Source organism: Nostoc sp. (genome assembly GCF_036917555.1).
Lineage (GTDB): Bacteria > Cyanobacteriota > Cyanobacteriia > Cyanobacteriales > Nostocaceae > Nostoc.
Map to the genome: position 1 here is coordinate 125,924 of NZ_JBALDD010000043.1, position 23,226 is coordinate 149,149.

22 protein-coding genes and 1 pseudogene are annotated in these 23,226 nt (G+C 43.1%); 9 read left to right on the forward strand and 14 right to left on the reverse strand.

Annotated elements, in window-relative coordinates:
• Positions 1–14: 14 nt before the first annotated feature.
• The 3 genes from V7K60_RS17520 to V7K60_RS17530 form a co-directional block, all read right to left on the reverse strand.
• Positions 15–1,781, reverse strand: coding sequence for a WD40 repeat domain-containing protein (locus V7K60_RS17520; RefSeq protein WP_334927119.1), 1,767 nt, complete (start codon positions 1,779–1,781; stop codon positions 15–17).
• A 405-nt stretch (positions 1,782–2,186) separates the two neighbouring features.
• Entirely contained in the window at positions 2,187–2,582 is a 396-nt protein-coding gene (locus tag V7K60_RS17525) for a hypothetical protein (RefSeq protein ID WP_334927120.1), read from the reverse strand.
• A 113-nt stretch (positions 2,583–2,695) separates the two neighbouring features.
• Positions 2,696–2,827, reverse strand: a complete 132-nt coding sequence (locus V7K60_RS17530) for a hypothetical protein (protein ID WP_334927121.1) — start codon at positions 2,825–2,827, stop codon at positions 2,696–2,698.
• A 143-nt stretch (positions 2,828–2,970) separates the two neighbouring features.
• On the opposite strand from V7K60_RS17530, the gene V7K60_RS35305 reads away from it, so the two are divergent.
• From V7K60_RS35305 to V7K60_RS17540, 3 genes are read left to right on the forward strand one after another with little or no spacing between them, the layout of a single operon-like run.
• A complete protein-coding gene (locus V7K60_RS35305) occupies positions 2,971–3,492 on the forward strand; it encodes a hypothetical protein (protein ID WP_442944417.1) in 522 nt (173 codons plus the stop codon).
• 37 nt (positions 3,493–3,529) lie between these two features.
• The gene (locus tag V7K60_RS35310) at positions 3,530–3,739 is read left to right on the forward strand and encodes a hypothetical protein (RefSeq protein ID WP_442944418.1); all 210 of its coding nucleotides are present in this window, start codon (positions 3,530–3,532) and stop codon (positions 3,737–3,739) included.
• Positions 3,740–3,750: 11 nt separating this feature from the next.
• Entirely contained in the window at positions 3,751–4,428 is a 678-nt protein-coding gene (locus tag V7K60_RS17540) for an SDR family oxidoreductase (RefSeq protein ID WP_334927122.1), read from the forward strand.
• A gap of 35 nt (positions 4,429–4,463) precedes the next feature.
• On the opposite strand, the gene V7K60_RS17545 is transcribed toward V7K60_RS17540, so the two are convergent.
• The 9 genes and pseudogenes from V7K60_RS17545 to nrdJ all read right to left on the reverse strand — a co-directional run bounded on the left by V7K60_RS17545 (position 4,464) and on the right by nrdJ (position 15,974).
• On the reverse strand, positions 4,464–6,578 hold the full coding sequence (locus tag V7K60_RS17545; RefSeq protein ID WP_334927123.1) for a xanthine dehydrogenase family protein molybdopterin-binding subunit: 2,115 nt from the start codon (positions 6,576–6,578) through the stop codon (positions 4,464–4,466).
• Complete coding sequence (locus tag V7K60_RS17550; protein ID WP_334927124.1) at positions 6,575–7,570, reverse strand: FAD binding domain-containing protein; 996 nt, start codon at positions 7,568–7,570, stop codon at positions 6,575–6,577. Before V7K60_RS17550 ends, V7K60_RS17545 begins: the two co-directional genes overlap by 4 nt.
• Positions 7,567–8,280, reverse strand: coding sequence for a 2Fe-2S iron-sulfur cluster-binding protein (locus tag V7K60_RS17555; protein ID WP_334927125.1), 714 nt, complete (start codon positions 8,278–8,280; stop codon positions 7,567–7,569). The genes V7K60_RS17550 and V7K60_RS17555 overlap by 4 nt, the downstream gene beginning before the upstream one ends.
• Before the next feature lie 455 nt (positions 8,281–8,735).
• Positions 8,736–9,788, reverse strand: coding sequence for an aromatic ring-hydroxylating dioxygenase subunit alpha (locus V7K60_RS17560; RefSeq protein WP_334927126.1), 1,053 nt, complete (start codon positions 9,786–9,788; stop codon positions 8,736–8,738).
• Positions 9,789–9,971: 183 nt separating this feature from the next.
• Positions 9,972–10,409, reverse strand: coding sequence for a secondary thiamine-phosphate synthase enzyme YjbQ (locus tag V7K60_RS17565; RefSeq protein ID WP_334927127.1), 438 nt, complete (start codon positions 10,407–10,409; stop codon positions 9,972–9,974).
• A gap of 101 nt (positions 10,410–10,510) precedes the next feature.
• Positions 10,511–11,680: a pyridoxal phosphate-dependent aminotransferase gene (locus V7K60_RS17570; RefSeq protein WP_334927128.1), complete on the reverse strand. Its 1,170-nt coding sequence runs from the start codon at positions 11,678–11,680 to the stop codon at positions 10,511–10,513.
• A gap of 223 nt (positions 11,681–11,903) precedes the next feature.
• A complete protein-coding gene (locus tag V7K60_RS17575; protein WP_334927129.1) occupies positions 11,904–12,548 on the reverse strand; it encodes a Type 1 glutamine amidotransferase-like domain-containing protein in 645 nt (214 codons plus the stop codon).
• Between the two features lie 337 nt (positions 12,549–12,885).
• Positions 12,886–13,107 carry a hypothetical protein gene (locus tag V7K60_RS17580; RefSeq protein ID WP_334846271.1) on the reverse strand — a complete coding sequence of 74 codons (222 nt, stop codon included), beginning with the start codon at positions 13,105–13,107 and terminating at the stop codon, positions 12,886–12,888.
• Between the two features lie 254 nt (positions 13,108–13,361).
• Positions 13,362–15,974 (reverse strand): annotated as a pseudogene (gene nrdJ, locus V7K60_RS35315) (ribonucleoside-triphosphate reductase, adenosylcobalamin-dependent).
• Between the two features lie 394 nt (positions 15,975–16,368).
• Here nrdJ and V7K60_RS17595 point away from each other — a divergent pair.
• Both V7K60_RS17595 and tilS read left to right on the forward strand, forming a co-directional pair.
• A complete protein-coding gene (locus tag V7K60_RS17595; RefSeq protein WP_334927130.1) occupies positions 16,369–16,719 on the forward strand; it encodes a KGK domain-containing protein in 351 nt (116 codons plus the stop codon).
• Positions 16,720–16,805: 86 nt separating this feature from the next.
• Positions 16,806–17,807 (forward strand): tRNA lysidine(34) synthetase TilS, encoded by a 1,002-nt coding sequence (gene tilS / locus V7K60_RS17600; RefSeq protein ID WP_334927131.1) that lies wholly within the window; start codon positions 16,806–16,808, stop codon positions 17,805–17,807.
• A 220-nt stretch (positions 17,808–18,027) separates the two neighbouring features.
• On the opposite strand, the gene V7K60_RS17605 is transcribed toward tilS, so the two are convergent.
• Positions 18,028–18,258, reverse strand: a complete 231-nt coding sequence (locus V7K60_RS17605) for a hypothetical protein (protein WP_334927132.1) — start codon at positions 18,256–18,258, stop codon at positions 18,028–18,030.
• Between the two features lie 41 nt (positions 18,259–18,299).
• Here V7K60_RS17605 and V7K60_RS17610 point away from each other — a divergent pair, with 41 nt between their 5' ends.
• Entirely contained in the window at positions 18,300–18,449 is a 150-nt protein-coding gene (locus tag V7K60_RS17610) for a hypothetical protein (protein ID WP_334927133.1), read from the forward strand.
• Between the two features lie 206 nt (positions 18,450–18,655).
• Here the strand turns inward: V7K60_RS17610 and hmpF are convergent, their stop codons facing one another.
• The gene (gene hmpF, locus V7K60_RS17615) at positions 18,656–20,416 is read right to left on the reverse strand and encodes a pilus motility taxis protein HmpF (RefSeq protein WP_334927134.1); all 1,761 of its coding nucleotides are present in this window, start codon (positions 20,414–20,416) and stop codon (positions 18,656–18,658) included.
• A 405-nt stretch (positions 20,417–20,821) separates the two neighbouring features.
• On the opposite strand from hmpF, the gene V7K60_RS17620 reads away from it, so the two are divergent.
• The 3 genes from V7K60_RS17620 (at position 20,822) to V7K60_RS17630 (ending at position 23,222) form a co-directional block, all read left to right on the forward strand.
• The gene (locus V7K60_RS17620; protein WP_334927135.1) at positions 20,822–22,000 is read left to right on the forward strand and encodes a response regulator; all 1,179 of its coding nucleotides are present in this window, start codon (positions 20,822–20,824) and stop codon (positions 21,998–22,000) included.
• A 312-nt stretch (positions 22,001–22,312) separates the two neighbouring features.
• Positions 22,313–22,678, forward strand: a complete 366-nt coding sequence (locus V7K60_RS17625) for a response regulator transcription factor (protein WP_069073698.1) — start codon at positions 22,313–22,315, stop codon at positions 22,676–22,678.
• A gap of 13 nt (positions 22,679–22,691) precedes the next feature.
• Complete coding sequence (locus V7K60_RS17630; protein ID WP_334927136.1) at positions 22,692–23,222, forward strand: chemotaxis protein CheW; 531 nt, start codon at positions 22,692–22,694, stop codon at positions 23,220–23,222.
• Positions 23,223–23,226: the final 4 nt, after the last annotated feature.

Below are 23,226 nucleotides of genomic sequence, written 5' to 3' on the forward strand. Positions count from 1 at the left end.
ATTACGAATTACTTTTAACTTCGTTGCCAAATTTTAATAGTCTTATCCAAACTCCCGCTAACCAACATCTCGCCGGAAGCTGTGAAAGCTAATGCTGTGACTATATGAGTATGACCTGTAAACGTACCCAGCAATTCTCCGGTTTGTAGATGCCACAACTTGATGGTTTTATCAGCACTACCGCTAGCGATAATTTGTCCATCGGGACTTAAAGCGATCGCATATACTCTATCTCTATGCCCTTTAAGGGTATGAAGTAATTTTCCAGTCTCCAATTGCCAAACTTTAATCGTTTGATCCCAGCTACCACTCACGAGCATACCATCTGCACTGATTGCTAAGGAACAAACGATGTGAGAATGACCCATGAGGGTATGCAGTGGTTGTGTATCTTTTAAACTTTTGATTCCCGTTTGGGGTGAGGTGCGCCAAACTTTGATTTTACGGTAGCTACCTGTAACTAGAGTTTCCCCGTCTTCACTTAAAACTAGGGAATGAGCAGCTGTATCATCTAAAGAAAGGGCGATCGCTACCTGACGTTGCATCAAATCCCAAAAAAGAATTTTTCTGTCATCTCCGCCTGTAGCTAACATTCTGCCATCTGGGGTAAAGGCAGCACACCGGACTACCCCATTGTGTTTGTGCAAAATATCTATCAAGTCTAAAGCGCCTACGTGCCAAAGCTTAATTGTCGAATCTGCACCGCAACTGACTAAAGTCTGTCCATCTGAACTAAAAGCTAGGGAATTCACTTCATCCACCAGCCCAGATATTACCCAAGGATACTCTGATAATGTCTCTATTAATTCACCCTTGCTTAAATCCCAGAGTTTCGTTTCTCCACGACTACCACTTGCCAATATGGGTAAGGCTTTGCCATTGTTACACCCGGAACTGAAAGCTAGGCAATTAATGCCTCTGGTGTGTCCTTCCAAAGTCTGCCAGCATTCCCAGTCACCGACTATACCCTTGAGACAATGTTCTGATGGTAGAGTTTGTATTGTATCTGCGATCGCTCTCTCATTAATTACTGGCGACGTGTCTTTTTTACCCATAAGTGATTCTAAATACCAACTCAACCCCCCCGCATATAACAAATTACTCGGTGTGACATACAGTTTTGGTTCGCTAAACTCCAGTTGATTTGTAGGTAAAAAGCCTGTTATTATGCTTTGCTTCTCGTAACCTAAATTACCTGTAGATGGATAAAACAAACATAGAAAAATTAATACTTGGTGATTTTTTAAATCTTCTTGAGTAACTGACCACCTAATTTTGTCTTTCTTAATACCATTAAAACTTTCTCCATCAGCAACGTAAACTTGAACACTTAGCTGAGGATGATCTTTGAGCGTATAAGGAAATTTACTTTCGCCACCCAAATTTCCCTCCTCATCTAAAATCATGTTTTGCAAAGTATCTTGTGACACCTTTTTTACTAACTTGCCCAAGCGTTCAGTTATTAGCCTGTCAACAATATGCTCCCGTAAAAGATAATCTTGGGCTTGTTGTTGGAAATATTTGGGAAAAGGTATCGTCCACTCAGGAGGCTCAGGATATTCCGGCGGCGTCGGCGGCGGATTTTTGGCGAGAACTTCTGCTTGTTGGCGAGAAAGTTCTTGGAGTCTAGCCAATGGCTCGCCCCAAAAGGCCATAACTTCAGTGTGACAACCTTTAACTTGACTTTCCAGCAAAGATAAGTCATAAGTTTTAGGTTTTTTCACACGTTGAAGGAAGTCAGTTTGTTGAGCTTTGAGTAAGCTAATCCAATCCATCTGCATTCCTGCGGCAAACTATTGCATACCTACGGTAAGCTATACAAATGCAATTACTCAAGTTTATAACCTTAGTTAATTAAAAATTCAGTAATATTAACAGTCTAATAAAACACAGCCATTAACAAATGTTTCTGTGAAAGAGATAGATGGATAGCACTTAGACATTTCATGAACTGATGCAGTTGAAGTATATAGAATTAGATGATATCAGTCAATTCTAACGGAGATGGATAACGAGATACTGTTTTCCTAAAAACACTTCTAGCTGTAAAGGAAAGTTGAATTTGAGACGGATTTCAAAGATTGCAGTAACGTTAAGTCAGCAAATAGCTACATAAAATAACCTAGTAACGATAATTCTAGGAAATATCATCTGAAATCGAAATAAATGGTGAAGATTGGCTAATTTTAACCTTTGCGTTTTGGTTGTCTAGGTGTAGTACTTACATCAGAAGAGTCACCAAAAGTATCCCTTGCTTCAATCTGTTTAATTTTCATTTGCAAGTTCAAGTCATCGCTGCTAACAATTGTTTCTAAATTAGCTAATCTCCGTTCTAGCAGTTCTATTTGCTGCTGGTGCAAATAGTTAGTTTTTGATTTTTGCTCATCGGAACGCCAAACAGCAATAGTACCAACAGCTGCGCCACCAATAGCAACTAAAGGAAGAATAGCACCGCTTCTAGTAACGGCTGACAATGGGACGCAAACTCCTAGAATGGCTACCGTAATTACCCAAATTCTTGTGGTAGCAGATAATCTGACATCTTGATATTGTTCTAGATTGGGTTGAGATTTTTTAGCCATAAGTCAATCCATTGAAAAGTTATTTCCTACATTTGCACAAATATTTACTAAAATACTTCCTACAATTGGGTTAAGTATAATTGCTATCCTAATATTTTTGTAATTATAGTTACTCAGTTATTTGCGATCGCTAGATTGGGATTGTTAGGAGCATTTGCACCTGGACAATAGAAAAATTTTCTGAAAAGTGCTTTTTTCCAAGCTGCTAAATCGAGGGTTTCCAGTCTCCTTACGATACCATTCACCTGAAAATTCTCTATCTAGTACAGATGTCGAAGGGTAAGGTAGAAAGAAATAGGGGAATTTGCCAGTTGATTTAGAAAAGGCACCTTTTCCAGTAGTGATTTTCTTCAACGGCTTTAACTGTGATGCTTAACAATATCAATGGTTGGCGGTTAAACTTGCTGAACGTGGACTAGTGGTGATTCTCTTTAACTGGATTGCGGAAATTATACCAGGAATAATTAGTCTGAATCCAGGAGTTGATTTTCAAAAGATGAAACCAACAATTTATCGTAGTGTGTCCACTGCTTTGGCTTTGCCAACACTGCTAACGAAAGTGGAGCAGTTACAGTCTGAGGGTATTTTAGCTGGAATGCTTGATCTGCAACGAATAGTTTTAGGTGGACACTCCGCAGGTGGTAGAGTAGCAATCGAAAATGCTGATCCCCACTTTTTCCCTCAAGTTGCAGCATCTTTTGGTTATGGTTTACACACTATGGCAACGTTATTATTGGGATATGAAGCAGGTACTATCTTACCCTTACCAGACTTCCTACCACTTCTACTGATGGGAGGAACCTGCGATGGAGTAATTGCTTACAGCAGCTCGCTATGGTGTAAGTCCTGGAAATACTACCACCCCAGTCATCCGTACATTCCAAGAAGCAATTACTGGAGGACGAAATGACAGCTATCTAGTACTTTTGGATGGGGCAAATCACTTTTTGATAGTTGATCAGCCAGACTGCACCTTAGATACACCCTTGTTGGACTTTCCCGCCACCCAACCCCAAGAAAGCTTCCGTTTGCTGATGGGTGAAATCATTAGTTTGTTTATTGACACTCATGTTCACCACCAACCAGAAGCATCCCAGTTGCTTGAGCAATTATTGAATACTGCCAATCCTCTGATAAAATCCTTTGAGGGTAAATAGTTAAGTTTATTATGACAAGTGCATCTTATATTTTTCTAGCTGGAGCAAGTCGCGGTGTTGGTCGAGAAATTGCTCAATATCTCACAGTGCAACAGCTAAAGGTAAAAGCACTCCTGAGAACAGCAACAGTTGCTAGTGAACTAGAAAGAATCGGTATTGAAGTAGTTCAGGGAGATGCCTTAAATCTTGGCGATATAGAACGCGCAATGGTAACAGATGCACCTATTCACACTGTTATCAGTACAATTGGCGGTTTACCATCAGATGTAGAAAGGCCAGATTACCCTGGTAATAGAAATCTGATCGATGCAGCAGTTAAAGCTGGAGTACAAAAGTTTATTCTTGTATCTTCCATAGGTGCTGGCAATAGTGTTGTTGCTGCGTCACCCCAAGTTTTAGAGGTACTGGGAAAAGTTTTAGCTGAGAAAGACAAAGCTGAACAACACTTAATTGCCAGTGGACTTACCTATACAATCATCCGTCCTGGTGGACTCAAGTCAGAATCAGCAACGGGTAATGGCGTTTTAACTGAAGATCCGCGGATTATTGGTAGCATCAATCGTGCAGATGTCGCGCAGTTAATTGGTCGCTGTTTAAATAGCCAATACGCCAATAATAAAATTTTGTCAGCGGTAGATCGAAACATGCTGTTTGGGCAAAGAGAATTTGCAGAATTTAGTTTAGGTTAGTGCCCCAAAAGCTTCTTCTCAATGCCCAATGTCTTTTAGATCAACTTGTCAGGTGTAATGGGTAAATCACGGATGCGCTTACCTGTGGCATGGTAAACTGCATTGGCGATCGCAGCTGAAACACCTGTGATCGCAATTTCGCCTACACCTCGTACACCTGCTGGATTGAAGTTGAAATCAGGTTCGCCGACGAAGGCCACCTGAATGCGAGGAATATCTGCATGGGCTGGGAAGTGATAGGTAGCAAGGTCATAAACCACGGGGTAGCCGATGTTTGGATCAACTTGGCACTCCTCCATTAAAGCTTGCCCAATACCCATGATCACGCCGCCACGGACTTGACTGGCGACTGTCTTAGAGTTGATCACTCGCCCGATATTCATCACTGACACCCAGCGCGTTACCCGCAAACGCCCGATTTCTTCATCCACACTGACTTCGCAAAAATGTGCGCCCCAAGACTGGAATGCCCATTTCTTGGTTTCATCGCCAGGAGCAGAGGATGCTGTGGCCTCAATTGCTGCTTGGCCGGACTGACTCAGAGTTGCAAACGCCTCCTGTGCAGTCTTAGCATTAGCAGTTTTCAGAACTTGCTCACAAGCTGACATGACCGCCGGAACCAGAGATGCTGTCATCATGGAACCACCCGCCATGCCTCCATCTGGTAGTAAGGAGTCGCCCAACTCTACATGTATCTGCTCGACGGGTAGCCCCAATGCGTCTGCTGCTGTGGCTGCAACAACGGTATATGTGCCAGTGCCCATGTCATTCCCGGCGGTGAGAACATGGGCAGTACCATCTGGTAGCAGCCGTACCTTGACTGATGCTGCACCTCGCCTGCCAGGGTAGGTTGCTGCCGCCATCCCCCAACCAACGAGTTTACCATCAGATGTCAAAGAACGCGGCTGTTTTGGTCTGTCTTTCCAGCCAAATTGCTCCGCACCCAAGAGCAAACAGTCAGCAAAATGTTTGGCTGAGAATGGCTGACCTTCGCGTTGGTGTTCTTTAGTTTGGTTTTTTAGGCGCAGTTCTACTGGGTCAATCTTTAGCATCCAGGCCAGCTCGTCCATCGCTGACTCCAACGCCCACATCCCAGGATTCTCTCCTGGCCCGCGCATGAATGTTGGTGTACCGATGTTCAGCACTCCTAGTTCCTGCTTCAGTTGCAAATTCGGTGCTGTGTACATAACTGGCGTGACCGCAGTACAGGGTTCTGTAAAGACATCCACTGGTGAGGTACAGGATTTAACCTCATGGGCGATCGCAGTTAAACTACCATCAGCAGTTGCTCCCAAGCGCATAGTTTGCTCGGTTTCGGAACGGTGTCCGGCGTTCGCTGTCATTTGCCGTCGGCTGAGGACGACCCTGAGAGGACGCTGAAGTTCACGGGCAGCCGCAGCACAGAGAATACCGTGGGGCCAGGGAAAGGCTTTAGAGCCGAAAGCTCCACCCAAAAAAGGTGTGACGACATGAACTTGTTCAGTTGGGAGTCCAAAGAGTTCTGCATAAGTGCGCCCAGTTGCCAACACCCACTGAGACGGTTCGTAAACAGTGAGTGAGTTTGCATCTTGCCAGTGGGCAATGATGGCATGGGGTTCCATCGGCGCGTGCAGTTCGATGGCTGTCTTGTAGGTAGCGTCAATTTTCGTTGTTGCACTCGCCACCCCTGCCGCAAAATTCCCCTTTTCAAACTTTAGCTCTTGACCCATCTGCGGTGGTGCCTCCTTGAAGGTGGCTTTCGCAGCTTCCACGACTGGCTTTTGGCTTATGTATTCCACCTTAACCAAATGCGCCGCATCACGTGCCCGCTCGAAGGTGTCTGCTACTACCAAGCCGATAATTTGTCCTGCATAGTGAATTTTGTCATCCGACAACGGCAGACGGGCCTCGTAGATTTTCGAGGTCATAAAGTCGTTGGCTGGCATAAACACTTCAGGCGAGTTTTTATGCGTGAAAACATCTATCACACCTACTGCCTTTTCTGCCACACTGGTGTCGATGCTTTTAATTTGCCCATTGGCAATGCTGGCGGTGACAAGATAACCGTGAACCAGACCTGGAATTTGATGTTCTGCGGCGTAGGTTGCCGTGCCTGTAACCTTTGCCCGTCCATCCTTACGGTTGATGGCAGTCCCAATTACTTTGTTCATGCTACGCCTCCTCCTTTGGCTGACACCGTGAGTGCGCGGCGAATTGCCCGCTTTGCCAAGTCAACTTTGAAACTGTTATAAGTTAATGGTTTAGCTTCTTGAAGTGCAATTTCTGCCGCCTGTTGAAATGTTGCAGTATTGGCACTCTTGCCAATCAAAAACTTTTCTGCTTCCTTTGAGCGCCAAGGTTTATGGGCTACGCCACCCATTGCCAAGCGCACATTCTGAATCTGCTCACCCGCTAAGTCAATCGCAGCTGCCACAGAGACTAACGCAAAGGCATAGGAAGTGCGATCGCGTAACTTTAGGTAAACCCCTGATTTGGCAAACGGCATTGGGGGCAGAACCACAGAGGTAATCAACTCACCTGGCTCTAAGTTGGTATCTCGCTGGGGTGTGTTCCCTGGTAGTCGATGAAAGTCTGTCAATGGTATTTGCCGCTTACCCTTGGGGCTTTCCACAACAACAACAGCATCTAGGGCAGCAAGAGGGACACACATATCCGAGGGTTGAACTGCCACGCATTGGTCACTGGCCCCAAGGATGGCGTGCATCCGGTTGATGCCCGTTGCTGCCGGACAGCCGCTTCCCGGTTGCCGTTTGTTGCAAGGGAAGGCGGTATCGTAGTAGTAGGGACAGCGAGTGCGTTGCAGTAGGTTGCCCCCTACGGTTGCCATATTGCGGATTTGCTGAGACGCACCAGAAAGAATCGCCCGGGACAGTATTGGATAATCGCGGCGAACATCAGGATGGTCTGCCACTGCTGTGTTAGTTACCAGCGCTCCAAGGCTCAGACCACCCTCACTTGTGCGTTCAATGCGCTTCATCTCTAATCGAGAGATGTCGATAAGTTGCGATGGTTCATCTAGGAAAACCTTGAGACGGTCAACCAAATTCGTACCGCCCGCAATCAATATCGCATTTTGGTCATTCGTTGCCCGTTCAACCGCATCTTTCACAGAAGTGGCACGGGTGTAAGTGAAGTTGTTCATCTGAGCATCTCCTGGGGTTCATTGACCATCACATCTGCGGCAGGAGAGGGCGGTTTTTGTCCCGTTATCTGCTGGACTGCTGCCACAATGCCGTTGTAAGCGCTACATCGACACAGATTACCACTCAGTCGCTCCTTAATTTCAGCTTCAGAGAGTTCAGCCAACTGTGGGGGACTAGCCAAATCTGGCGTAACAACGCTGGCACAGCCGCGTTTGACTTCATCAAGTAAGGCAACAGAAGCACAAATCTGTCCTGGGGTACAATAGCCGCACTGGAAGCCATCGTTATCAATGAATGCTGCTTGCACTGGATGGAGAGTATCGCCCTTCGCCAGCCCTTCAATGGTGACGATCGCTTTGTCTTCCTGCATCACTGCCAAACTCAGGCAGGAATAAACTCGCTCACCATCGATCAGAACAGTACAGGCCCCACACTGTCCATGATCACACCCCTTTTTGCTGCCCACTAGCCCCAAGCGATCGCGCAGAGCATCTAAGAGTGTGACACGCGGCTCAAGGTCGAGGGTTTGCTGCTCACCGTTAACAGTAAGTTTCACGTTCATCTCACCAGGGTTACTTTGGCTAGCTTCCTTTGCTATAGTTGCCTGATTGAGTAATGAGGGAGTCGCTATAGCCGTTCCGGCAGCAGTCAGTGCCTGTCCAGAAAAACCGGGTTGGGATGTTATTTCTGCCCTTTTTTTGTGTTCCATAATTCGTACTTCTAGATTGAATAATGCGGTAATTCTGAGAACTTAGGGATATACATAGCTATTTAGTATTGTGTACATAATTAAGGTTGAGTGCAGGTAAGAGTCTGGGGAAATAAGGAAAAAATCAGACAAAGTACGCTTTCCCAAATAGCTGAATCACCTTCTCAGCCGTGGATTTAGCATAATATTGCTGTTTGTCCCACCTCTATTGACTAGAGCGATAGTTCACTCAGTATTTCTTAACAAAACGAAATATTTTGTACTGGGTTAAAATGTCTATTTGAGGCTAAATTCTCAGTTTTGGTTTTTAGGCGATGTCTACGACGTGGCAAGAGAAGTAAATCTGGCGTTGCAGAACAGTGGGATGAGTTTGGGCAAGCAGGGAAGGCAGGGGGAGAGATGAGCCTTAGTTGCTAAATCATCTCGCAAAGGGAGCAACGCTGTAAATCTCTATTTTAAGCACGCCAGCGGAGTATTTGATCCTTAACAGGATTGACAAATTCTCGTCCTTCAGCGACAGACCGAGCATACTCCCGCTTCAACTGGTAATACCACTGCGCCTGCATATCTGAGTCTTTAATCAGCCGTAGCACAGGATTATATTTCAAACCAATCTGCTGCTTTTCTACCACCGTTCGGTCTTGGTCAATAAAAGTCCGCGCCAGTACGTGTAACAGTGGTTTGAAAAATCCCACCCAAGGAAGTGTCCAGTAAAGAGCAAAAGTTACCTCCGTTTCTGTGTCTGAAATCGGTGTAACTGCTGTCAAATTAACGACTCGATTATTACCAATAGAGGTTTCTTCAATTCTGACTCCAGGTAAACGAAAAGAAATCTCTGTTTCCGGGACACCACCGCCAATCAGCCAGTATAATCGACCTCCATTCGCAGGTAATCGGTGTCGTCGCATCGTAAAGCCATAGGGCGAAGCATCAAATTGCTTTACTTCCTCGTGCAATTGCTCATTTCGCCACCACCAAGCGCGATGAACATAAGGTGAATGAGCCGGGTCCATCAGACCTACTACCGCATGATCTATAAAACAAGGAAATTTTACCACCTCTACAAACTGGTGAGAGCGATCGTCAAACCCTGGAATTACTGGAATTTCCATCTCAGAAGCTGGTTGAGGGTTATCGGGATCGGGCATATATATCCAGATATTCCCTTGGGCTTCGCGAACACTATATGACTGCACATCAAAGCGGCTCAAATCCATTTGCTGCTCCTCTACAAGAGAAGGTATCGCAGTGCAGCGCCCAGCGGAGTTAAAGCGCCAACCGTGATAACAGCATTCAACTTCCTGCCCATTGAATCTCCCATAACTCAAGGGCACACCACGATGGGGACAAATATCCGTCATTGCAGACACTTTGCCATCCTGACTGCGAACTAACAGCACTGGTTCTCCTAAGAAAATGCGGCTGATCATCATACCTGGCTTGATTTGATTGCTAGGCAGAGCATAGTACCAAGTATTACGTAATACAAAGTTATCGCTATTTTTCATAACTAATTGCGTCTGCCTTTGACACAACGAAAGTCCTGGTTTGTGGAAAGGAAGGTTATGTTGGAAAACATTCTTTCAGGTTTTAAATTGCTGTAGGTAAATTCAACTGATACAGTTATTGGTCGTGTTCGTAATTTTCTCAGATTTAGGTTGTTCTGGGAGAACTGCGGGTGTGAAGTTGCATTATTCGCCAGAAATTTGTACAAATACCGTTCTTTTTCGCGGACCATCTAACTCAAAAAACAACACCGATTGCCAGGTTCCCAGAGCTAATTTACCATCCACAATGGGAATTATCTCACTCGTGGTCAACATCATTGCCATTAAATGAGAGTGAGCATTAATCGGCTCATCTTCTGGAACATCTCTTAAATGCAAATCATTATGCAAATAGCGGTCTGATTCTGGTGCTAATTTTTGCAAGAACACTTTTATATCTTCTAATAATCTGACTTCATTTTCGTTGATAGCTAACGCTGTTGTAGTGTGTCGAGAAAATACTAAAGCTTGTCCATTTTTAATTGATGTTGAGGTAATAAAATCTTGAATTTGTGGGGTGATATTATGAATATTAATTTTTGGCTTAGTTTCAATTTCAATTAACTTATTAATAATTGGCATCTGTTGAATTTTATATTTGGGATTACAAACGAGGTACGCTAACACAGCTTAACGCCCTGATAAATTTAAGGAAAAATTTAAAATCCAAAATTGAATGACTCCTAACTCTTAACTATAGTTTCCAACCCCTGCACTAATCTCTCTATACCTTCTTTTACCGTCTCTTTTTGCAGCGCCCCATAAGCAACGCGTAGGTAGCATCCGTCATCCATGCCAAAGGTTGTACCTGGAATAACTGCTACTTTATATTCCTGAATCAGTCTTTTGACTAACTCAAAAGCATCCATCTGGGTATGAACTTTGAGGAAAAAATAGAAAGCGCCATTGGCAGGAATAATGCTACATAAGCTTTGTAGACGGTTAAGGGAGTCTAATACTAGTTGGCGTACTTGAGCAATGCCTCCTATATTACTCTTCAAATACTCCTCTTTTGCCTGCAATGCCCCTAAAGCTGCATATTGAGAAATGACTGGCGGACAAATCAAAATTGTATCCTGGACTTTTTTAACAGCGACAAGTAAGTGTTTGGGAATCACCATATACCCAATGCGCCAACTGGCAAAACCGTATGCTTTGGAAAGGCTATAGAGAGAAATGGTGTACTCACTACTATTACCAAATGCACCAGGTGAAATGTGTTTTATCCCGTTATAGGTAAAGTATTCATAAGCTTCATCGCTGATGTGATAAATACTGCGATTAGCACAAATTTGATTTACTTGGCGCAATGCGGCTTGTGAATAGACAACTCCAGTCGGATTATTTGGTGAAATCGTTACCACAGCCCGTGTTTTGGGAGTAATTGCTTGAGCGATCGCTTCTTTTCGCAGTTGGTAATTTTCATCTGTCGCAACTAATACTGGATGACAACCAGCCATTGCGATCGCCATTTCGTGGTTGAAATAGTAGGGCGTATTCAGAATAATTTCATCGCCTGGGTTAGTGATAGCAAGAATGGCATTCATAAATCCCATATTGCTCCCTGCTGTCACAACGATGCAGTTTTCCTCATTGATTTCAATCCCGTTGAAGGCTTGCAATTTTCCGATAAGTGCTGTCAGCAAAGGCGGAATTCCCTCAACTGATTTGTATAAATTATTAGCTGGTTCGGCTAAGAATTTGGCTAAAAATTCTATGGCTTCATGTGGTGGGTTGTAAGAAACAACACCTTGTCCAAGAGAGATTGTTCCAGGAGAGTTTTTAATCAGTTCCCCAACCATAGGAATAATTGGCGACTGTACCGCCTGCATACGAGAGGTTAGGGATTCCATATTACCTTGCCTATGTACCTGCCTTTAGTATCTCTTAATAGGGGAACAATCAACTAGTACAGTACCGCGGAAATAAACCACCCATTCCAAATTAATGAAACCTTTACTGGCTAACTTCTCAACCCCTCAAGCCAAAATCAAAGTCTCAACATCATCCAACACATTCGGTAGAGGCGACCTATCAATCAGATATTCGCCGAACACGCACCCGGTGGAGCATAACTCATGCATTTTTTGGTGTCATACTTACAACATTGCCAACCAACGTAACCGTTTCACCAGCGACTACAATCCCATCCCCATCATGACAGCCGTATAGCACTCGTTGCTGGTGGTTGGCATATTCCTGCATACGGGCATAGTCCTTTGGTGTATCCTGCACATGCGGCACAAACGCAAAGTCTACTAGACCTAATCCCTGGTAGGTAGTAAGCGGTGCATACGGCGCATCATCACACAGCCGCGCCGAGGCTATCTCCGGTGTCATCATAATTGCCCCAGCCGAAATGCCAATTAACACGCCTTGATGGAGAGCATAGTGCTGAAGCCGCTCCATTAAACCGCGTTGCTGGAGCCAGTATAAGAAGTAATAGGTATTACCGCCAGATAAATGAATTGCATCACAGGCAAACAACTGATCGAGAAGATCAGATTTGTATGCCACATCGAGTTCAACGTAGAACGCGAGTTCGAGATCATACTGTTGATAGTACTGTTGTTTTACCGTAAAGTACTGACGTTTTGGATCGCTTGACGAGGAAATATAGCCAATGCGTGCAGTGATCGTGCCTAATAGTTGAAGCAGATACCAATCCACCTGCTGATTTGCTGCGATAACTTGATCGCTATAAAGCACCAATTGTCGCATAAGGCGATGGCTGAAACAATAATTTGATTATAAATTCGCTCAACAGCAGCATATCCGCTCGTGTTGCTCACGCCTGTTTTAGGCAAATAATGGTACTATTGACACTCGATTCCCCTTAGCAACTTCAGGGCGGAGTGTACACTGTACCATATCAATTTTAAGACCGGCCCCACGTTAGACCAGCTGGGTGCACTCATGCTCTGGGTACCAATCAACCAGTAAGTGACTTTCAAAAAATAAAATAAAATAATTATTGTAGAAAGTAGGAGTCAGCGCAGCCGACGGCAGCACTGACTCCCTGTTTTGTAGTAAATTCAACTATGTCAGGTTGGAGTTTTTAGTCAATCGAAATCTGCTGAGGGCCAGTGGCTTTGCCGTTATGTGCATCCGTTGTGGTGCTGCTGGTGTAACTATTTGAGCGGATCTGTTTATCTAGCCAGCTTTTAACTGGATCATCTGCAAGATTGAGTCGAAGCACACCAGAGAAAAACCCACCCACAAATGAGACTGGATGCCGAGTAAATTCTCTGAATATAGGTGACAATTCATCAATGAACATAAAAAGACTCCTGGCACTGCCGTAAAAAATTATTACTTCTTAATTGATCGTAACGTGTTAAAGGATTGGGTATGGGGCATAGTAGTTCCAAGTTCCCAGTTCCGAGTGCTGAGTAAAGAAGTGAGATTCCCCACTCAGCACGGGCTAAACCTTAGCTATCCGCTAACAGCACTCTGAAGGGCATGGGGCATTGGGTTTAGTAGTCCCCTTGTCGCCTTTATCTCTTACACTCCCTACTCCCTTATGATTTCGCGTTATGAGCTTGGTTGCTGATCGGGAAACATACACTTATCAGAATCACAACCACTAGGGCCAGCCTCTGTCATTTCGCCTAAATCGTAGCGGCTTAGTACTGCACAGAAATCATCTGTTTTGCGCCGCGCTTTCACCTCTTGAGTTAAGCGATCGTAGGTTGATTTATTGATTGGTTCAAATGGTAAACGTGGGAATGATTGCAAATCGTCAAAACGCGCTAAAAGAGCCGCTGAAATATATCCTTCATCATTCTGGATGGTTTCGTAAATGCGCTGTCCCAAAGGCTCGATTTCATCAGAGCGAAGTTCCAAAGTAGCTGATGTGTTGTGAGTCACGTACCAGCGTTGAACCTGGAGGACAAAATCAAATTGGGCTAAGACTGAAAATTTAGAAACATCAATTTCATCAGCCCCTGGTAAATCAGCCCAAGTCACAGAAACAGGGATTTCCACTAGCCATTCACTCACCCGTGAATCAAAAGGATCGTTAAGCAAATTGCCCTGTTCATCTTTGTCTGATTGAGAGGGAATGACGTTGTAACCGTAGTCAATACAAGCTAAGGCTACTGGGTCATTTTTGCCGAAGGTGATTCGACGAATAAATCTTTGGGCTTTGGGAGGATGCCACCCTGAACTAGCATTAGTTAATAAAGCTTTAGTGCCACTGGGTTGGACTGTGGTGCAACGATTTGGGCGCTTGAGATTGTGGCGATCGCAATAATCCCAAACCACCCGATGTACAATATCTCTCCAAGAAATTAGATATTTCTCTTCCTTACGCTTGAAAGCTAATCCTTGTGTAGTTGCGGGCCTTCCTTCTTCCCACCAGCGTAGCCAATCAACACCAAAAGCATGGACAAAGAAATCAAATAAACCTGTAAAAGAAACTCCCACAATCGGGTCTAATTCACGGCTGTATTGATAACGTGGTTCCAGGAATTTGTGATTTAAAAGTGCTGCTACAGATAGCGCCCCAGCAGTGAAAGCTTCCTCCTGTTCTTTGTAGTTATGTGGGTCGATTTGATTAAGGTGAACCTCAGACAAATTGCAATGGAAGTTACTACCGATGATTTCCAGATTTGTTACCCTAGAGGCTTTTTATCCTCTAGTTCTACTGCTTAATTATTCGCAGTAGTTCCGCGTACATTTTGCAGATGTGACTTCAGATAATAAAAGTGTTTCGGCTCCGCTCAACACAAGTGTTTTTCACATCCGCCCCCGCACTCTTGGAGAGATTATATTCTAGACATCAATTTTCGATGTAATCTAGTTTCACTCTCTACGCTGTACGGTGTCAAAGGCTTTTTACTTCCTTTGATTACCACGGGATTAGCATCTCAGCTTTCCCCGTTTTTGCGAGGTTTTTAACGTGAGGCAAAATCAATTACCACACGGATTTAAACCGTAACGAGCTAAACGATGTTCTAGCTCATTAGCATCCAGATTTGGATAACGTTCTTTTAACCATTGTTTTGCTGTTCCTTGTTCATAAGCTTGCAAAAAATTTACTTTCACAGCCTCTGTTGGCAGCAAATCAATGTTTGATCGCGCTACAGCTTCACCAGCCCATTGGATCGCCCCTTCTCCACTGTAATATTGTTTGCGGACAGCACCAACACATTCTTCTAAGGTCGGCTTACTGTGAAAAACTCTTGTATGGTTTGCCATCCTGAGTGCATCACGCTCTGGATCAATTCGCCAGTTGCCATTTTCATCTTGCTGCCATAAGTTATCTTTGGCATCGGCGAACAAACTATCTTCGCTAGAACCTTGCCTCATACCAGCTGATCGCCTAATATTACCGGCAACAATTGTTACAGCAGCTTGATCGATTAACAGACAGCATTCAACTGAATTTAATTGTCTTCCCACAGCTTTATTCAAGATGGAAGCACAACACTGATAAAGTCCGGGCAATTTCACCGGATTTGCAACCCCTCCAAAGCCGTTGAGAGTTTCTCCTGATTTGCGGACATCACTGATATCAACTAGTACTTTAACTTCTGCTGAAAATTGTTCATCAGTAGAGAGTTCTAATAAGGCTTGATATGATTCAACCCAACCTTCACGGCTATCTCCAACGTGAATAGTGACGTTATTGTCTTCTATATGAGTTTCAGTATATTCACGCCGCTGTTGGACAGGAGTGCTGCCAATTTCGCCTTGTACAGTGACATTCAGTTGATTACGAATGAGGGGCAACTGGTTAATAAATTGTGGTTCTAAGACGGCTCCAGTACCACAGCCCATCATTGCCAGATCCATCATTAACCCGAAGGCACTCCAGTCTTCGAGATTGGTAGAGGTGCAATTATATGCCCCGGAAAAGTTCTTTGGCTTGGTTATCCAGTCTGTACCACCAACCCAGAGCCAGCGCCCACTAGGCATAGCTTTCAAGTTGCGCTGCATCTTATCCAAGATGACAGCTTCTTCTTGAGTTAGCTTTCCCAACTCGACTAAGCCGAGTAGAGTGCGATCGCATACTTCATCCCATGTTTCCCTTAGTCCCGCCTTTGTACGGCGGCTATATGTTCTAAAAAATACGGGATTAGCAGCCGGTGCAGTTTCTGGAAACCTTGCACTCTGGCGTGTTCTTTCGAGATTCTGAACCATATATTAAGTGTCTTGTGTGCGGACAGATTATGACTATACGCCAAGTAGTTTTAGTATTAAAGATTGTCAAATTGTCCACTTTACGCTACCTCTACCCTGCACCAATTACAACAGAAATTTATGATGTATAATGTCCCTCTCCCTTGGGTAGGAAATAGATACTCAGTTTCAATTAGCACATTTTAAATATAAGTAAATTATCTCTACTACCTTATCTTCAGGCTGATTATCACTACTTAACACTGCCTCAGTTACTCAAGACTTTTTATTACTTTTTCTCAACTCAGTAGAGACAGTTAAACAATCCCGTTAAACAAGTTGTGGCTGCAAGTAAAATCTAAACAATTATTTCCGAACTCTTGGGAACTATAAATTGAGTTACAGGAAATTGATTATGAATGATGAATGGAAACCTCTAAATCCTGATGATGTTGTACATTTTCATCAAGAAGCATTTGAAAATTTACCCCGAACTCAAATAGTGTTTCAGTTATTAAAGGAAGTCAAGAAAATTTGGGCAAAATACTGTACATCGTCAGGATCAATAATATTTGGGGAAGGATTTGAATGTTATGTTTTAATACCTGGTCAACAATGGCGAACAGGCAAAATTAGAGTACGCCTAGAATTTTGCCCTGATGAAACTGAAATCGAAGACAAACCAGAAGAGAATGGATTAGAAATCAAACAGGAAAGCTCTCCGCTCGACGACCTTCGGCAGCAACTCAAGGAAAGTGAAAATTAATACCAAAATTGTAACCGTCGATGCACGTTGGTAGACACCAATATAATAGAAAATTATCTGTATCCGTGTGCGCTAAAAAAAACAAAATGGTATGGACTCCCCTACATGCAAAAATACATCGTACCATCCGATCACGCCACTTATTTGAGCGCAACCAGCGGCTATTAGTCGCTGTTTCCGGCGGACAAGATTCTCTATGTTTAATAAAATTACTTTTAGATTTACAATCCAAATGGGGATGGTATTTAGGTATTGCTCACTGCGATCATCGCTGGCGTTCTGACTCCGAAGCTAATGCTAACCACGTCGAAAACTTAGCTAAAACTTGGGGTATATCTTTTTATTTAGAAACAGCGAATAAAGCGATAAATAGTGAAGCTGCTGCACGTGATTGGCGATATCAAGCTTTAAGTGCGATCGCTCAGGCAAATAATTATCAATATATGGTTACAGGACATACCGCCAGCGATCGCGCCGAAACTCTCCTCTACAATTTAATTCGCGGTACTGGTGCTGATGGGTTACAAGCCCTGACTTGGCAACGCTCGTTAACTACAGGCATTATGCTAGTGCGTCCACTTTTAGAAATCACTCGTTCACAAACAGAACAATTTTGTCAAGAATTTAAATTACCAATTTGGGAAGATTCCACCAATCAAGATTTGCAATATGCCCGTAACCGCATTCGCCAAGAATTGATACCATATTTGCGAGATAATTTCAACCCCCAAGTAGAATCAGCCTTAGCCCAAACAGCAGAACTTCTCCAAGCGGAAGTGGAATATTTGGAAAAAACTGCCCAGCAGTTGCGGGAAAAAGCTATGGGATGGGGCATTGGGCATGAAGAAGATTCTCTTACTCCTCTTCTTCCCTTGAGGTTAAATCGTCGGGTATTGCAGAAAGCACCATTGGCGTTGCAACGTCGGGTGATGCGTCAGGTATTACAGCAAATACTGACTGATGCCCCCAGTTTTGAACACATTGAAAAATTAACGGCTTTAATTATAGCGCCCAACCGATCGCAAACCGATCCATTTCCTGGTGGTGCGATCGCTCAAGTAGAAGGCGACTGGATCTGTTTGAAATAGTTATTTAAAGTCTTTTTGTTATCAGCAACGATGCACATTATTAATTTCATAATATTAAGAAAAAAGCTAGCTATTGCTGAAGAAATAGTAGAAGTGCCTAGGGAAGTAGTAGAAAATATGATTCCCTCTAATCATATTTGATTTAGAGAGAATTCATTAGTTAAGTTAAGAGATAAATTAAGTGAGTAACTCTACTTATTTTTAAATTAGCATCTAACAACTAAGGAAATTGAACTGCATAAGAGTCAGATTCATTTTCTTCTTGAGGATTAGGTTGTGATTGATAGCTAGGGGGAGGCGGATATGTATTATTACCCCACTGTTGACTTACACTAGGAACAGACTGGTAAGCATTAGGATTATAATTTTGTCGCTGGCAAGATTTTAAACTTCCTGAAATTAAAAAGGCGAGGAATGCCATACCATACGCAGGTGCTTTGTTATCTGACATAAATAAAGAGTGAAGCTGAAAATGAGCAAGCTTTAGGGATAGTGGAAGATTTAATGTACCGGGAACACACCCCAGAAGAAGACGAACTTTATCAGTTATTAATTACTTTAATTGAAAAGTTTGAACAAGAATATTATCAGCCAAGCCAGCAAAATAATTTTACGTCTATGTTATTATTTATTTTAGAATAATTTGGGAGAAGTAGAGATGATTTAGTATCAGTTTTAGGGGCAAAAAATTTGGTTGATAATATTTTAAATGGACAAGAGAAGATAAATATAGAACAAGCTCATAAGCTGGGAGAGTTTTTTAATGTAGATTCTAGTTTATTTATGGAGTAATAACTAAGCTCATAGTTCGTACTTGAACTTTAGCTAGGCTAAAGCCCAAGTACTTGTTAAGACGCTAGTAATTCTGGCTGAGGCATTAAACTTTGGAGAGTATGACGCAACTGAGCGATCGCTTGGACTTGATAATCACTAGTTTCCTGGAATTGATCCAAAGATTCTCCAATTCCTTGCAGCTTTTGCCGTAATCCATCTAGAGAATCCTGAATTGGTTGTAGTGCTTCTTGGTAAAGATTCACTCGACCATAGGATTCAGCAGTTGTTCTTCGTATGGATAGCAAGTTTTCCTCGATCGCTTTCAATTCTTGGTGCTTTTCATCTAGATCGTGAGTTTGATTGTCAATCATTCCCTTATTTAGCTCAAGACCAGAACGAATTTGCTCAATCTCACGTTCCAGCTTTTGGATTTCCTGTGAATATTGTTGTCGCTGGGTTTCAATTTGTAACAGAATCGGTTCTAAATTGATTTTGTTGTTACTTTCTTCTTCAGTAACAGTATGTCCTTGCCGCCGTAGCAGTACAGTTTGGTGTTGCTTGAGAAACTTCTGATGCTGTAGCATATTGCGGCGTTGTCCCACCAAACTGGAGTTTAGCATCTGATAAAGGTCTTTTTCATCAGTTAGTTCTAGTTCTAAATTGATGTGGTCATGGTCAGATGCGTGATTTAACTTAGTTTGGAGTTCTTCTATAGCTTCTTGTTTATATTTCAGTTCTTGTTCTTGATCGTGAACAAAGCTAGCGTCGATTTCTAACTTATGCTGCAAGTCTTGCACTATCTTTTGTAGTTCTTCTAAAGGCATTTTATCCAAAGCCTCCACATCAGCTTGCTTGCCGAGAACTACATCACCAGATGTTGCAGCTAAAGAGTGAATTTGTTGATATAACTCTTCGGCGTTTCGTAACTGCTCTTTGACGATCCGAGCATACTCTTGCTTACTGGTAAGGTCTGCTGTATTTATTTGTAATTGGGCTGTTTGCTGAACTAGAGAATTTTGCGCTTCTTGCAATGCATTTTGGCGATCACTCAAGGTTTGTGACAAGCGCTCAACATCTTCTTGCTGTTGGGCGATCGCAATTTTTTCTTTCTCCAGTTTTTGCCAGTGTGGGGTCAGAGTAGCTTGCTGCTTTTCGACCAATTCAAAGGCTAGATGCAGGTGTTCTCTAACTGTTTCTGTAGGAGTAACACGACTAGACAAGCGATCGAGTAACTCACTCATTACTCGACTTTGCTCCTCATCCAAAACCGTCCCTTGTTGAAAATCCGCTTGGCGTTCTTCCAGGCGACGCTGCTCACCCCGTAAATGCTCCCAAGCGCCTTCCAACTCTTGGCGGTTGCGCTCAATTTCTGCTTGCAATCGTTCAATTTCTTGGCGGGAGGTGTCAACTTCCTGTTTTTGCTCCTCTAGGTGTTGTACCTCATCCTCCAATTCTTGCAACTGTTCAGACCGTACCTCCATGTCCATTTCACGGCGATTCAACTCTTGCGCCTGAAACGTTAGTGACTGTTTCCACTGATCGATCTCATCTTCCTTAAGCTTAAATTTCTCCAACTGGCGGGAAAAATTCTGCAAAATGTTGACGAGTGGACGTCCTGCTTCTTGAACCCGCTGCACTTGACGATTCGGATTCAGTTCAACCAGTACCAAAGCACCATCATTTAATTTGCTTGCGTCCTCAGCGGCAATCACTTCTTCCGACACAGTACTCCAATTCTGGTCAGTTCGCTGACAAGCTAGCAGTTTCAGTTCAGTTTTCGCACCGCCACCGAGTAAACCACCTTTCTGTTTTTGTACTTCTGCTAAATACAGCACACCGTTAGTCCTTTATTGATGCACTTAAAGTTCATGTTTTGAGATATACCTTAAATAATTCTGTTAACTTGTCTCACTGAACCAAGGTTAAGGAGAACAAGACAGACAAAACTATAAACGCAAGATGTTACGTCTTGATACTTATAGAAGCGACCTGGTCGCGCCTTTATATTTTGTACTGGTGACAGTGATGATGACTTCCGTGTTAACACTAGCTTTGTCAAAGTGTATTACGAAAGATAAAGGTTTATAGCTTAATGTATTTCCTAATGACGATCACAATAGAGTAAAAATCTTTTCAATACTCCATAATCAATACTTAAAGATGAATTCATAATTCACAATGGGCTACGCCCCGCTGTGCTAACAGAATTCAGCAATACTTAAGGAGTACTTTTTAACTAAATGCAGGGAAATTTAAATGAAATTGATATTTGCAGTATTCTGCAATTGATTGAATTGGGACAGCGAACTGGGCAACTATGGGTAGAAGCTTATAGCTCTCACCAGAACAACAAACTGGGTGGAGAGGGAACAACTATTTATCGCCCTAAACAACAGTCTTGGTTCGTCTTTTTCCTTAATGGTCAAATTATCTATTGCCAAGAAGGTGAGAGTAGTTTATCCAGAATTAGCGATTATTTACGTCATTATCAAGTTGAGATGCAACTCACCGACAAACAAATTAGCTCCCTACCACCAACTGACGCACCAGAGTATGCCTATCTTTGGGCACTCTTGGAGCAGAATATCATCAACCCAAAGATAGCTGGTAGTATCATTTACGGTTTGGTGCATGAAACTCTCTTTGACCTGCTGAGTTTACGCCAAGGTAACTTCATTTTCCATCAAGGTGCGGCACTTGCCCCGCAATTAAACACTTTTGAGATTGCTCCATTTGTGACAAAAATTACTAAGCAGTTGCAAGAGTGGAAGCAACTCTATCCACACATTCAGTCTCCAGAACAATTGCCAGCGCTCTCTGACAAAGTTCAGCTACAATCTTCTTTACCAGAAGCAACCGTGAGTAAGCTACAACATTGGGCTGATGGTAAAACATCCTTGCGACAACTGGCTCGCCATCTCAACCGAGACATTTTGACAGTCGCTAAGGCAATATATCCTTATGTACAACAAAGTTGGCTACAACTAGTATATTCAGAGACTAATCAACCAGATACACACACGAATAGCAGGGAATTTAAGGGAAAACCGACAGGGCGGATAGTATGTATTGACGATGCGATCGCCATCGGTGAGACTATAAATTCCATCTTACAACCACAAGGTTATGAAGCGATCGCTCTTACCAATCCTTTAGAGGCACTAAGTCTGGTTTTTCAACTCAAACCGGATTTAATTTTATGCGACATTGCCATGTCGGAATTGGAAGGATATGAGGTTTGCGCCATGCTGCGACATTCAACAGCATTTCGGCTCACACCGATTATCATGCTTACTGGGAAAGATGGGTTTATGGATCGAGTCAAAGCTAGGATGGTCGGGGCAACAGATTATTTAACAAAACCGTTTACAGACACTGAGTTACTCATGCTCGTAGAGAAATATATCAACAATCAATGAAAATTGGGCATTGGAGAGCCAGCGCTGTTAGCGGGTTTCCCGACTTGAGCCGACTGGCGTCATTGGGAATTAATTATTTCTCCCTCATCTCCATTATCTTCCTCGTCTATAGGACATATAAAGAGATCAAAGATTTGTTGATCTACTAAAAGATGAGTTAAAAGATGTTATCACAGAGTCAGTTAACTGAGTGAAACGTCAATCTCCGGGAAAATAGTGAAGACATAAAATTAATTTATACAGTTAATACTTGCGGAGGATCAAGGAATGTTCCAATTAGGAACGTCTAAATCAGGAGGTAAATAGACACTTATGAGCACAGTTCTGATTGTGGAAGACAGTATAGCGCAAAGGGAGATGATTACAGACCTCCTGAAAGCAACTGGCCTAACAGTTACCCATGCTAGTGATGGATTAGAAGCATTAGAGGCAATTCAGATAGCACCTCCAGATTTAGTGGTATTAGATATTGTCATGCCCCGAATGAACGGCTACGAAGTTTGTCGGCGGTTAAAATCCGATCCAAAAACCCAAAATGTCCCAGTGGTTATGTGTTCTTCCAAAGGTGAAGAATTTGATCGCTATTGGGGCATGAAGCAGGGTGCAGACGCTTACATAGCCAAACCGTTTCAACCAACCGAGTTGGTAGGAACAGTCAAACAACTGCTGCGAGGATAAGGATAAAAACAACATGGTCAGCAAACCGGACTTTTTAAGTGGCAGCGGTCAAGACCACTTTCGACCAGAATTACAAGTAGAAAGTCCTGAAGGTGAGTTACATTTGAGGTTTTACATTCCCTCGCATCAGGAGTTTGCACTACAAGCAACTGGCATCCGAGAGGTAATTGAACTAAGTCCTGATAGAATCACCCCAATTCCTAATGCTTCTCCTTTACTTTTGGGTACTCTAAATTTACGAGGTCGAGTTATTTGGGTGGCCGATTTGGGTCAATTTCTGGGGGAAGCAAGTGCATTAAACACGGATAGAGCTGAAATTTCGGTGATTGCCATTGAAGAACAAGACACAATAGTGGGTTTAGCAGTAGAGGAAATCGGTGGTATGGACTGGTTGGATATCCAGAATCTTATGCCACCAACTAGTGTTCCAGATACGATGGCTCCCTTTTTACGTGGAGAGTGGTCATTAGGTGCTAGAAATAACCAGTGTCTACGACTGCTCGATCAAATGGCAATTGTACGAAGTGCTAGGTGGGCAGGATGAAATT